This is a genomic window from Mesorhizobium vachelliae (assembly GCF_033977325.1).
Taxonomy (GTDB): domain Bacteria; phylum Pseudomonadota; class Alphaproteobacteria; order Rhizobiales; family Rhizobiaceae; genus Mesorhizobium; species Mesorhizobium vachelliae.
The window spans coordinates 213481-225344 of record NZ_JAVIIR010000004.1; the positions used below are offsets into that span (position 1 = coordinate 213481).

Genomic DNA, 11864 nt, shown 5'->3' on the forward strand with positions numbered 1-11864 from the left:
CCCTCCGGGAGCCATGAGCAAAGCCGCCAGCCGTTTCGCCTTCGTTTCTTCCGACACCGACGACGCACGCGCGGCGCTGGAAAGCCTGTCGGCGCGCTATGGCCAGGTGCCTGTCGCGGAAGCCGAGATCATCATTGCGCTCGGCGGCGACGGTTTTCTTCTGCAGACGCTGCGCGAGACGATGAGCACGGGCAAGAAGGTCTACGGCATGAACCGTGGCACCATCGGCTTCCTGATGAACGAATATCGCGCCGGTGGCCTCGATGAACGCATTGCCAACGCGGTCTCCGAGACGATCAGGCCGCTGGAGATGGTCGCCGAGACGCATGACGGCGAGTCCGTTTCGGCGCCGGCCATCAACGAGGTGGCGCTCTGGCGCCAATCCTACCAGACGGCGAAGATCCGCATCACCGTCGATGGCCAGGTGCGGCTGGAGGAACTGAACTGCGACGGCGTGATGATCGCGACGCCCGCCGGCTCCACCGCCTACAATCTGTCGGCGCACGGGCCGATCCTGCCGCTCGACGCGCCGCTGCTGGCGCTGACGCCGGTCAGTCCCTTCCGGCCACGCCGCTGGCGCGGCGCGCTGCTGTCCAACAAGGCGACGGTGCGCTTCGACATTCTGGAAGCCGAAAAACGCCCGGTGAATGCGGCCGCCGACCACACCGAGGTCAAGGCGGTGGCCTCCGTCACGGTCCGGGAATCACCGACGGCAACAGCAACTTTGCTGTTCGATCCGAACCATTCCTGGAACGAACGCATCCTTGCCGAGCAGTTCCGCTACTGAGCCGGCGCAAGGATATTGTTTCGGTCAATCATGTCGCCCAAAGTGCGCAGCGGTTTTGGAAGAACGACATGCATCGAGCAGAGATTTAAAGCACATAGCCTGCTTTAAGCATCGCGATTAAGGTTACGTCCTCACAATCGCCGGATTCCCGGCTGTTTCTGTTGACAAATCGCGGACTTGCGCCTAACTGCAACCGCGATCTTGCAGGCGCGCGGCGCCTGCCGCAACGCGTGTTGCGATTTTCTCCGAACCAGCCAAAGACAGCCACCACTTGTCCGCAGACACTCAGACCGCTCAAGAAGCGTTGACATTCTCAGACCTTGGCCTTTCGCCGAAGGTCCTCTCCGCAGTCTCAGATGCCGGCTATACCAAGCCGACTCCGATCCAGGCCGGCGCCATCCCGCATGCGCTGCTCGGCAAGGATGTGCTGGGCATCGCTCAGACCGGAACCGGCAAGACCGCTTCCTTCGTGCTGCCCATGCTGACGCGACTGGAAAAGGGCCGGGCGCGAGCCCGCATGCCGCGCACGCTGATCCTCGAGCCGACGCGTGAGCTCGCCGCGCAGGTCGAGGAAAACTTCATCAAATACGGCAAGAACCACAAGCTCAACATCGCGCTTCTGATCGGCGGCGTCTCCTTCGACGAGCAGGACAAGAAGCTCGAGCGCGGCGCCGATGTGCTGATCGCGACGCCTGGCCGGCTGCTCGACCACCGCGAGCGCGGCAAGCTCCTGCTCAACGGCGTCGAGATCCTCGTCATCGACGAGGCCGACCGCATGCTCGACATGGGCTTCATTCCCGACATCGAGCGCATCTGTGAGATGATCCCGTTCACGCGCCAGACGCTGTTCTTCTCGGCGACGATGCCGCCGGAGATCACCAAGCTCACCGAGAAGTTCCTGCATGCGCCGGTGCGCGTCGAGGTCTCGAAAGCCGCCTCCACCGCGACCAGCATCACGCAGCGGCTGGTGAAGTCCGGCACGAAGCCTTGGGAAAAGCGCGAGACGCTGCGCAATCTGATCAAGGCCGAAGACACCGACCTGAAGAACGCCATCATCTTCTGCAACCGCAAGGTCGAGGTGTCGGAGCTGTTCCGCTCGCTGTTGAAGCATGATTTCGACGCCGGCGCGCTGCATGGCGACATGGACCAGCGGGCGCGCATGCAGATGCTCAACAATTTCCGCGACGGCAAGCTGCGCTATCTCGTCGCCTCCGACGTCGCCGCCCGCGGCCTCGACATCCCCGATGTCAGCCACGTCTTCAACTACGATGTGCCGATCCATGCCGAGGACTATGTCCACCGCATCGGCCGCACCGGCCGCGCCGGCCGCGCCGGCAAGTCCTTCACCATCGCCACCCGCTCCGACACCAAATATGTCGACGCCATCGAGAGGCTGATCGGCACCAAGATCGAATGGCATGACGGCGACCTGTCGACCGTGACCGAGAGCGAGGGCGAGGATGCGCCGCGCCGTGGCCGCGGCGCGCCGCGCCGGGCCGGCCGCAAGGACGAGGACCGTAAGGACCGGGGCGAGCGCAGCAGGAAGGACCGTCACGCCAAGCGCGACGACGTGCCCGAGACCACGCGCGACGAGCAGCCTGTCGCCGAAGTGGCCGACATCGCCGAACGCCGCGCCCGCAAGGACGCGATCCGTTCCGAGAACGAGCGCAAGGGCTCTAGCAATCGTCACGAGCAGCGCGGCGACGCCCGGCCGCAGCGCGACCGCCCCGGCCGCCACCGTCAGGAGGAGGACGACGCGACCGTCGGCTTCGGCGACGACGTGCCAGCCTTCATGCGGATCGTCGCGAAAGTCTGAGCTCCGGGCAGGAATAGGCAGATATGAAAACGGCCCCGAACGGGGCCGTTTCTTTTTTCGCGCCGCCCGGCGCGCCCTGCCCTACATAGGACCCGGCATCATCTTGGTCGGCTTCTCCAGCATCGGGAAATCGGCCCTGCTGCACGTCACTTTCGGGTTGGTCGGGCTGAACATCCCGTTCGGATTGTCCCTGAACAGCCAGGCATGCAGGTCATAGTGGACGAACTCCCTCGGAATGAGCGGGTAGTGCCCTTCCATCGGCCCCATGAATTTCTGGCCGAACAGCGTCGGAACTTCCTTGGTGTCCGGCGTCAGCGGCACCAGCCATTCCACGCCAACCAGCTTCAGGCCTTTCTTGGTCGGCTCGTAGATCAGGACATTGGGCTTCATGGGGTCGAGCGGCTTGCCGACGCTCGGCACGTTGACGAAATGGATGCCCATGGCGCCCTTCGGATAATACATCGCGCCGGCTATCTTCTCGCCAGCGTAATGGACGCAGCCGACAGTCGACAAATAGAGATCGCGGACGGCGGCGGTATAATCTTCATATTTGGCCAGTGATTTCTTCAGGGCCTCAATATCGGCCTTGTTGGCATCCTCGGCCCGAGCCGTGGCGGCTCCGAGCCATGCGCCCAAAACGCCAGTCAAAACGAGGACGCCGCAGCGCCCAAGGCGAGCTGTTCTTGTCATGCATTCCTCCCAGATTCCCGTGATCTGGCCGTGCAAGACCGAGGCGGCAGAATGCTGATTGCGCGGCCGATTTAACCGCCCCATCCCCTCTGGAACAGCGGGATGGTAGTCTTTTCGCAGGCTCCGGAAAAGTATCAATTAGAAAAAGCTAATGTCCTAGGACCTTTGACCCATTTTGGACAGGCAATAAAAAACGGCCCCGAGAGGGGCCGTTTTGCTTTGATGGAACTGCGCTGCTGGCGCGATTTCTCTCAGGTGAGTGGCGACAGCTGGATTTCGACGCGCCGGTTCTGTTCGCGGCCCTGGGCCGTCGCATTGGATGCGATCGGGCGCGTCTTGCCGAAACCGGTGACGGCGAAGCGGCGCTGATCGACGCCCTGGCCGGCAAGATAATTGGCGACGGCAAGCGCGCGCCGCTGCGACAGATCGAAATTGTGCTGGTCGCTGCCGGTCGAATCGGTGTGGCCGAACACGTCCACCGTGGTCTGGCGGAACTTCTTGAGCACCAGCGCGACCGAATTCAGCACCGGATAGAAGCCCGGCTTCACCGCGTCCTGGTCGACATTGAAGGTGATGTCGGACGGCATGTTGAGGATGATCTGGTCGCCGCTGCGGGTGACGCTGACGCCGGTGCCCTGCAGCTGGCGGCGAAGCTCGGCCTCGTTCTGGTCCATGGTCGCGCCGATCGCGCCGCCGGCGAGAGCGCCGATGCCGGCGCCGATCAAGGCGTTGCGGCGGTCATTGCCGCCGGCGAGCAGACCAAGGCTGGCGCCTGCCAGCGCGCCGAGGCCGGCACCGGCCGCCGTGTTGGAAATCTTCTGGTCGCCGGTATACGGATCGGTGGTGGTGCAGGCGCTCACCAGCACAGCCGTCGCCACGACGACGAGCACGGTCTTCTTCATAAGATTGGTCCCTCTCCAATTCGCGGCCCTTGCGGCCACGCCAAATCAGCCCTTCCGCAGCCTTGTAGCATGAAATGCGGCGAAAAACGGAACGGGAATGCGGCCGCAAAACCCGGTGGCCGTTCCCGCTTCGCCTCTACCACAAATTCTTGCCGTCGATGACCACAACCTCGACCTTGTCCAGGTCGAAATCGTCGAACAAGCGCGAATTGACGCTGATCTTCGGATTGTCGAAATCCGGCTTCCCGGTCGACCAGTCAGGCGTTTCGGTGAAGGTGCCGCAACCGCAAATGGCGCAGAAACCATGCTTCACGGTCTTCGAACCCCAGCGATAGAAGGAGACGTTCTCCGGTGGGCTCGTCAGCTTGAATTGCGACGGCACATAATAGGCCCATAGCGACCCTCGCTTCGAGCAGAACGAGCATGTGCACTGCGTCACCGTCCGCGGTGTCTCGGCAACCTCGAAGGTTGTCGCCTTGCAATGGCAGCTTCCCTTGATCGTCATCAAATCACCTCTCCGTTGTCCGCCGCCAAGCCGGATTCCCCTGGCAGCAGGGCAACATAAAGAAGCGATCCTGACAACCGTCTGTCAGCAGCGGCGGTAGCCTCCCCGCCCGCGGTACGAGGACCTCACGTCTGGTCCGAGCGCTAGCCCTAGAGCGCGTCGCGATCTTTCAGATTCGCTCCATGCGCTTTAGGTTTCTGATTCTACGCATGTCTTTATCCCGAAACCGGTTCCCACTTTCGGGAGACATGCTTTAGTAAGAGGGCGGCGGCACGAACAGGCAGATGGTCTTGCCGGCGTCGAGCCCAGCCTGATGCGCGCACCAGTGGTATTCGCCATCGGGCGAATTCTTGATCCGCTTGTCGCTATAGGCCACCACCTCGCCCGTGCCCTTTATGACATAGCCTTCGGGCCGCTCGCTGATCGACGACTGCGGCACCTCCTTGCAATCGAAGTTGGCGCAGCAGGCAAAGGGGTATTTCCAGCCTTGCGGCATGGCCGCCGTGGGTTGAGCATCGTGCGCGGTGGCCGGCGGCGCCAGCGCCGCGATCATCCCAATCGCGAACAGGGAGAACAAAAGTCGGCCAGCCGGTCGAACGGCTCGGGCCGATCTTGATATGGCAGCAGACATCGAAGCGTTCCTTTCGAGCATCAAGCGTTGTCGCTTGCCCGTTCCCGGAACGTTTTCTTCCTTCCCAGTGGCCGGATCGTCAGTCGCAGTTATGCCGCGTCCGGCCATAAATGCTTCTATCCCCCGGCCCGAATGCTGAGCTGATTCCATAGCCAGCGCAAGAAGTGGGACGCGCCGTGGCGACGCGCCGAGCCTCAAGCTTCGGCGACGGAAAGATGCGCAGGCTTGGCTGGTAGAACCAAACGACAGGCCTGCGCCCAGGGTGCCTAAGAACGAAGTTCAGCTCACGGAAGTTCCGGCCTTCAGCCGTCGACATGTTCACGATATTGCGGCAGATCGTCTGTAATCGTGAACCACGGCGCCTTTGAACCGACGAAGATATGTGCGCTCGGGCGAATGCCTGGATCGTCCATCAACGTCCCCATGGCGACATGGACATAGGCGCCATCGCGGACCAATGAATAGACGAGCGAGCCGCACCGGCCGCAATGGGCGTCATGGCCGCTCTCGTCGCCGAAGATCAGCAGTCTGTCGTCGCCGGCGGTGAGACGGAACTTGCCGCGCTCGATGCCGGCGAAGGGTTTGAACGCCGCCCCGGTCGTGCGCCGGCAGTTCGAGCAATGGCAGTTGGCGGCGTAAACGAATTCGTCCGCCACCTCATAGCGGACGGTGCCGCAGAAGCATTTTCCCGTCAGTTTACGCGTCACCGGCTCCTCCGTCGTGCAGCGCCGGAGATCCTAGTCGAGGTCCGCCACCGCTTCGCCGGCACCGCCCTCGATGCGATGCGAGAGCGAGGCTTCCATGAATTCGTCGAGGTCGCCATCGAGCACGCTTGACGGCGAGGTGCTTTCGACGCCCGTGCGCAGATCCTTCACGAGCTGATAGGGCTGCAGCACGTAGGAGCGGATCTGGTGGCCCCAGCCGATATCGCTCTTCGACGCCTCCGTGGCGTTGGCGACTGCCTCGCGCTTCTTCAGCTCTTCCTCGTAAAGGCGCGAGCGCAGCATTTCCCATGCCTTGGCGCGGTTCTTGTGCTGCGAGCGCTCGGCCTGGCAGGCGACCGCAATGCCGGTCGCGAGATGGGTGATGCGCACGGCGGAATCGGTGGTGTTGACGTGCTGGCCACCCGAACCCGAGGAACGATAGGTGTCGATGCGCACGTCGGCTTCGGAAACATTGATCTCGATCGAATCATCGATGACCGGATAGACCCAGACGCTGGCGAAGGACGTGTGGCGCCGCGCGTTGCTGTCGTAGGGCGAGATGCGCACCAGGCGGTGGACGCCGGACTCGGTCTTCAGCCAGCCATAGGCGTTGTGGCCCTTGATCAACACGGTCGCGGACTTGATGCCCGCCTCTTCGCCGTCGTGGACTTCCAGCACCTCGACCTTGAAACGGCGGCGCTCGGCCCAGCGCGTATACATGCGCAGGAGCATCGAGGCCCAGTCCTGGCTTTCGGTGCCGCCGGCGCCGGCATGGATTTCCAGATAGGTGTCGTTGGCGTCGGCTTCGCCGGAGAGCAGCGTCTCGACCTGGCGGGCCTTGGCCTCGCCCTGCATCGAACGCAGCGCCGCCTCTGCCTCGGCGATGATACCGTCGTCGCCCTCTTCCTCGCCAAGCTCGATCAGCCCGATATTGTCTTCCAGCGCCTGGGTCAGCCCCTTGACGGCGGCGATACCGTCCTCAAGCTCCTGGCGCTCCCGCATCAGCTTCTGCGCTTCGATCGGATCATTCCAGAGGCTGGAATCCTCGGCGCGCGAATTCAGGTACTCAAGCCGCTTTACAGCCTGATCCCAGTCAAAGATGCCTCCTCAGCAGGGTTATCGCCTGCCTGATTTCGTCGACAATGTTGAGCGTTTCCGCGCGCATGGCTCTTCGTTCGGTCCTGTTCTTTTCGGTCTTTTCGGAATAGGCGCGATACATAGGCACGGCATCGCCGCCTGTAAAGCGAAATGGGCCGGCGGTTTCTCGCCGGCCCATTCCGGAATGCAGGAGGTCAGTAGAGGCCGCCGCCGCCGTCCTGGATGGCCTGGTTCGCCTGCGGCGACAGCGCGCCGCCGGAGCCGTTGGAGCCGTCGGCGCCCATGCCGATCACCCAATAGCTGTCGGCCGGGCCGGTTCCAGGCTTGAAGGCCTCAATGATGGTGTCAGGCGCACCTTCGGCGGCGCGCATGCCGGTCTTGCGGTTGATGGCGATCAGCTTCATGCCGTCCGGAACCTGGAAGTCGGTGTTCGGCTTGCCGTCGAGCGCAACGCGCATGAAATCCTTGAAGATCGGCGCCGCCAGGCCGCCGCCTGTCGCACCCTTGCCAAGGCCTTTCGGCGTGTCGAATCCCATATAGAGGCCGACGACGAGGTTCGGCGTGAAGCCGATGAACCAGGCGTCCTTCTCGTCATTGGTCGTGCCGGTCTTGCCGGCGATGTGGCGGCCGAGCTCACCGATGGTGGCGCCGGTGCCGCGCTGGACCACGCCTTCCATCATCGAGGTGATCTGATAGGCCGTCATCGGGTCGAGCACCTGCTCGGAATTGTCGACCAGCTCCGGCTCGGGCTGGTTCTTCCATTCGGTGGCATTGCAGCCTTCGCAGCCGCGCTCATCCTGCTTGAATACCGTCTTGCCGTAGCGGTCCTGGATGCGGTCGATCAGCGACGGTTTGATCGACTTGCCGCCATTGGCCATGATCGAATAGGCCGACACCATGCGCATGACGGTCGTCTCGCCGGAACCCAGCGCCATCGGCAGATAGGGCGCCAGATGATCGTAGACGCCGAAGCGCTCGGCATATTCCACGACCAGCTTCATGCCCATGTCGTTGGCGAGCCGCACCGTCATAAGGTTGCGCGACTTCTCGATGCCGGAGCGCAGGGTGGCCGGGCCCGCGACCGTGCCGTCATAGTTCTTCGGCGTCCAGGTGGTGTTGCCGCTCTGGATGGTGATCGGACCGTCCATGATCACCGAGGCCGGCGTGTAGCCGTTGTCGAGCGCCGCCGAATAGACGATCGGCTTGAACGAGGAGCCGGGCTGGCGCATCGCCTGGGTTGCGCGGTTGAACTCCGACTGGGCGTAGGAGAAGCCGCCGACCATGGCGAGCACGCGGCCGGTATGCGGATCCATGGCGACAAGGCCGCCCTCGACCTCCGGCGCCTGGCGCAGCATGTAGGTGTTGTCGGAACCTTCATTCTTCTGCACGAAGATCACGTCGCCGGGCTCCAGCACCTCCGCCGGAGACTTCGCCCTGACGGACTTGCCGTTGACGAAGTGGCGCATGGCAAAGCCCATGTCTTCCTTGCTGACCGTCCCCTGGACACGTTCCTTGACCAGATCGCCGGAAATCTGCCGCGTCGGCTGGATGCCGATGGTGAGGCCGCTTGCCGAACTGTCGAGCACGACGGCAAGCGTCCATTCCGGCACGTCCTCGAGACCCTTGACGTTGCCGAGCGGCACGCCCCAGTCGCCGGAGATGTCGATATGCTTCACAGGACCGCGATAGCCGCGCAGCATGTCGTATTTGAGCAGGCCGTTCTGCATCGCCTTGCGGGCGATGAGCTGGATCTTCGGATCGAGCGTGGTGCGCACCGACAGGCCGCCCTCGTAAAGCGCATTCTCGCCATAGCGGGAGATGATCTGGCGGCGGACTTCCTCGGTGAAGTACTCGCCGGCGAACAGGTAGGAGCCGTTGCGGCGCGGCGTCACGCCAAGCGGTTCGGCCTTGGCCTTCTCGCCTTCGTCATGGGTGACGTAACCGTTCGCGACCATCTGGTCGATGACCCAGTTGCGGCGCTCCAGAGCGCGGTCGGCATGTTTGAACGGATGGTAGTTGTTCGGACCTTTCGGCAGCGAGGCCAGATAGGCGGCCTCCGCAACGGTAAGCTCGTTGACCGACTTGTCGAAATAGGTCAGCGCGGCGCCTGCGACGCCGTAGGCGCCGAAGCCGAAGAAGATTTCGTTCAGATAGAGCTCGAGGATGCGGTCCTTTGAATAGGCCTGCTCGATGCGGAAGGCCAGGATCATTTCCTTGATCTTGCGCTCGTACGTCTGGTCGGAGGTGAGCAGGAAGTTCTTCGCCACCTGCTGCGTGATCGTCGAGGCGCCGACCTGGCGCCTGCCCGAGCCGAAATTCTGCAGGTTGACGACAATCGCGCGGCCGAGACCGGTGATGTCGATGCCGGGGTGGTTGTAGAAATTCTTGTCCTCTGCCGACATGAAGGCGGCCTTGACGCGGTCCGGGATCGCCTGGATCGGCAGGTACAGGCGCCGCTCGCGCGCATATTCGGCCATCAGCGAGCCGTCCGATGCGTGAATGCGCGTCGTCACCGGCGGCTCGTATTTGGCAAGCACCTCGTAGTCGGGCAGGTCCTTTGTCAGATGGCTGATGTAGATGGCCAGGCCGCCCGCCACCAGCAGCGCCAGCGTCGTGCCGATGCCAAAGAAATAGCCGATGAGACGAATCATGCCCGCTCCAGTCCGAGGTTCGGGAATTTCCTAAACGAAGCCGGCAGTCGCGCAAGCTTCCCGGGGCGGTCCCAATCCGCAATCGAAAACCCATGTCGCCACCATGTGGACAAAATACGGCAGCGCGAAATTTGAGGACTCGGTTGCCCAATAATAACGCCGGGTGTTGTCCTCATGCAACGCTGCTTGTGGTTGTAGTCATCCGGCGGTTGTGGGCAGGTGCGGCGGGTCAGCCACCCGTCGCTGTTCCGGCCTTGGCCGCGGCAAACAAAGCAACGGCGTTGGTTATGCTTTGCGCCGCCTTGCCGCGCCAGTCGGCGTTGAGCAATTGCGCCTCGTCCTTGACGTTGGAGAGGTAGCCAAGCTCGACCAGAACCGACGGCACGTCGGGAGCCTTGAGCACCTTGAATCCGGCCGAGCGCTGCGGATTGTTGATGAGGCCGACGCTGGTCGACAGCTGGCCGACCAGCGTATGGGCGAAGCTCATCGAGAAACCATGGGTTTCGCGGCGTATCAGGTCGATCAGGATGTCGGTGACCTCCTTGTTGTCGTCCTCGATCTTCATGCCGGCGAACTGGTCGGAGAGGTTCTCGCGATCGGCGAGCGCCTGGGCTTCCGGATCGGAGGCCTTGTCCGAGAGCGTGTAGACCGTGGCGCCGCGAAGCCCTTTGACGGCGATCGTATCGGCGTGGATGGAGATCAAAAGATCGGCCTCGTGCTGGCGCGCGATGCGCACGCGTTCGTCCAGCGCCAGGTACACGTCGTTGTCGCGCGTCATGTAGACATCGTATTTGCCGACCGCCGCCAGCTTGTCGCGCAACTCCTTGGCGAAAGCGAGCGTGACGTCCTTCTCGACCGTGCCGGCGGAGCTTTCGGCGCCGCCGTCGACGCCACCATGACCCGGATCGATAACCACCGTGAAGCGATGGCCAGGCGCGGAGACCGGTCCGGTGCCGACCCGCTCGCCCTTTTCGCTGGAAACCGTCGAACCGGTCGTCAGCGACTGGTTGGCGAGAGCTTCGTCGAACTCCCGTTCGGAGGCGGCCGACATATCGATGGCGATGCGATAGCCGCTGCCGTCGTCATTCTTGAGCACGTCGAGCTTGTCGACGGCGAAAGGCCCCTTGCCGGTGAGGATCAAACGCGAACCATGCCCCTGATCGCCGTAGCGGACGGCCCGGACAAGGCCGCGCGGCTTCACATCCTTGGCATCGAGGGCGAATCGCGTACGCGGCAGGTCGACGACCAGGCGATTGGGACCGCGCAGCAGGAACCACTTGATGTCCGGCTCGCGGTCGAAATTCACGACGATGCGCATCTTTGTTGCGTCGCCGGCCATTTTGTAGCCGGTCGCGCCAAGCTGGGTATCGGCGCGCGCGGCGGCGAAACAGGACAGGATGGTCACCAGCAAGGCGGTCCAGGCCAGGCGTAGGACATGCCCGGCGGCCCTACCCCTCTTGTCCGCAGTGCCTACCGGTCCCATCTCTTATCCGTCGCTCCCGGTCCGACGCATTGCGCTCGACCTTCCCGCAGAGTGCCTGTCAGGTCACCAATTCGATTAACGATTGGTATTCAGAGAAGGTTAACCAAGCCTTTCATGAAGCGCGACGAAGGGCGCCTTCCCTTGCGGAAGCGCTTTTTGCCGGCATCCGAAATCGGGGTTGCCTTCCATCCCGCCAAATCATAAAAGCGACGTTGGATCACTGCAATCCTGGAACCGCTCGCCTCAGCAGTTTCCTGCCAAAGGTCGGATGCAAAGGCGGCTCCGTTATCCTTCCAGGCTCAGGTGGTCGCGACGATTTTCGCAGGCGTGCCCTCGTGGCGGGGGAATCGCTTGCGTGAGGAAAACGGCCGGGTTTGCCCCGCGCCGGCTCTTCGTGAGCAAACAAGCTGGTCCGGCTCAGCCCGGGCTTTGGTTCAAAAGGTTCTGCTGGGTGCCGATGGCTTCAAGCGCAATCATGGAAAGGTCCGCATCGAACCGCGCCATAATGGCTGCGGGCGGCACCGCCATTGCGCTGAAGCGGCGGCTGGCGGACATTCAATTATCCGGCATGCATACAGATACAGGCGCACAGCGGCG

11 protein-coding genes are annotated in these 11864 nt (G+C 62.9%); 2 read left to right on the top strand and 9 right to left on the bottom strand.

Annotated features, from left to right (window positions below):
- Positions 1-13 precede the first annotated feature (13 nt).
- Both RFM41_RS11260 and RFM41_RS11265 read left to right on the top strand, forming a co-directional pair.
- Positions 14-787 (top strand): NAD kinase, encoded by a 774-nt coding sequence (locus RFM41_RS11260; protein WP_320245279.1) that lies wholly within the window; start codon positions 14-16, stop codon positions 785-787.
- Positions 788-1058: 271 nt separating this feature from the next.
- The gene (locus RFM41_RS11265; protein ID WP_320245280.1) at positions 1059-2603 is read left to right on the top strand and encodes a DEAD/DEAH box helicase; all 1545 of its coding nucleotides are present in this window, start codon (positions 1059-1061) and stop codon (positions 2601-2603) included.
- An 81-nt stretch (positions 2604-2684) separates the two neighbouring features.
- On the opposite strand, the gene RFM41_RS11270 is transcribed toward RFM41_RS11265, so the two are convergent.
- From RFM41_RS11270 to RFM41_RS11310, 9 genes are all read right to left on the bottom strand, one after another.
- On the bottom strand, positions 2685-3293 hold the full coding sequence (locus tag RFM41_RS11270; RefSeq protein WP_320245281.1) for a hypothetical protein: 609 nt from the start codon (positions 3291-3293) through the stop codon (positions 2685-2687).
- A 251-nt stretch (positions 3294-3544) separates the two neighbouring features.
- Positions 3545-4195 (bottom strand): YiaD family glycine zipper/OmpA-like lipoprotein, encoded by a 651-nt coding sequence (locus RFM41_RS11275; protein ID WP_112129995.1) that lies wholly within the window; start codon positions 4193-4195, stop codon positions 3545-3547.
- 136 nt (positions 4196-4331) lie between these two features.
- Positions 4332-4700, bottom strand: coding sequence for a GFA family protein (locus RFM41_RS11280; RefSeq protein ID WP_320245282.1), 369 nt, complete (start codon positions 4698-4700; stop codon positions 4332-4334).
- Positions 4701-4953: 253 nt separating this feature from the next.
- On the bottom strand, positions 4954-5331 hold the full coding sequence (locus RFM41_RS11285; RefSeq protein WP_320245489.1) for a hypothetical protein: 378 nt from the start codon (positions 5329-5331) through the stop codon (positions 4954-4956).
- A 302-nt stretch (positions 5332-5633) separates the two neighbouring features.
- Positions 5634-6038: a GFA family protein gene (locus tag RFM41_RS11290; protein ID WP_320245283.1), complete on the bottom strand. Its 405-nt coding sequence runs from the start codon at positions 6036-6038 to the stop codon at positions 5634-5636.
- 30 nt (positions 6039-6068) lie between these two features.
- Positions 6069-7200, bottom strand: a protein-coding gene (gene prfB, locus RFM41_RS11295) for a peptide chain release factor 2 (protein ID WP_320245284.1) whose coding sequence is annotated in 2 segments (ribosomal slippage) — positions 6069-7133 and positions 7135-7200 — 1131 coding nt in all. Because the reading frame shifts where the segments join, the coding sequence is not laid out codon by codon here.
- A gap of 127 nt (positions 7201-7327) precedes the next feature.
- The gene (locus tag RFM41_RS11300) at positions 7328-9784 is read right to left on the bottom strand and encodes a penicillin-binding protein 1A (RefSeq protein WP_320245285.1); all 2457 of its coding nucleotides are present in this window, start codon (positions 9782-9784) and stop codon (positions 7328-7330) included.
- A 229-nt stretch (positions 9785-10013) separates the two neighbouring features.
- Positions 10014-11267 carry an N-acetylmuramoyl-L-alanine amidase gene (locus RFM41_RS11305; protein ID WP_320245286.1) on the bottom strand — a complete coding sequence of 418 codons (1254 nt, stop codon included), beginning with the start codon at positions 11265-11267 and terminating at the stop codon, positions 10014-10016.
- A 417-nt stretch (positions 11268-11684) separates the two neighbouring features.
- Positions 11685-11822, bottom strand: coding sequence for a hypothetical protein (locus RFM41_RS11310; protein WP_320245287.1), 138 nt, complete (start codon positions 11820-11822; stop codon positions 11685-11687).
- Positions 11823-11864 lie beyond the last annotated feature (42 nt).

What these genes read in the sequence shown, in the direction of transcription:
- RFM41_RS11285 (WP_320245489.1), bottom strand. Translation starts at nt 5,331, where the DNA reads ATGTCTGCTGCCATATCAAGATCGGCCCGAGCCGTTCGACCGGCTGGC.
- RFM41_RS11260 (WP_320245279.1), top strand. Translation starts at nt 14, where the DNA reads ATGAGCAAAGCCGCCAGCCGTTTCGCCTTCGTTTCTTCCGACACCGAC.
- RFM41_RS11270 (WP_320245281.1), bottom strand. Translation starts at nt 3,293, where the DNA reads ATGACAAGAACAGCTCGCCTTGGGCGCTGCGGCGTCCTCGTTTTGACT.
- RFM41_RS11305 (WP_320245286.1), bottom strand. Translation starts at nt 11,267, where the DNA reads ATGGGACCGGTAGGCACTGCGGACAAGAGGGGTAGGGCCGCCGGGCAT.
- RFM41_RS11300 (WP_320245285.1), bottom strand. Translation starts at nt 9,784, where the DNA reads ATGATTCGTCTCATCGGCTATTTCTTTGGCATCGGCACGACGCTGGCG.
- RFM41_RS11280 (WP_320245282.1), bottom strand. Translation starts at nt 4,700, where the DNA reads ATGACGATCAAGGGAAGCTGCCATTGCAAGGCGACAACCTTCGAGGTT.
- RFM41_RS11275 (WP_112129995.1), bottom strand. Translation starts at nt 4,195, where the DNA reads ATGAAGAAGACCGTGCTCGTCGTCGTGGCGACGGCTGTGCTGGTGAGC.
- RFM41_RS11310 (WP_320245287.1), bottom strand. Translation starts at nt 11,822, where the DNA reads ATGTCCGCCAGCCGCCGCTTCAGCGCAATGGCGGTGCCGCCCGCAGCC.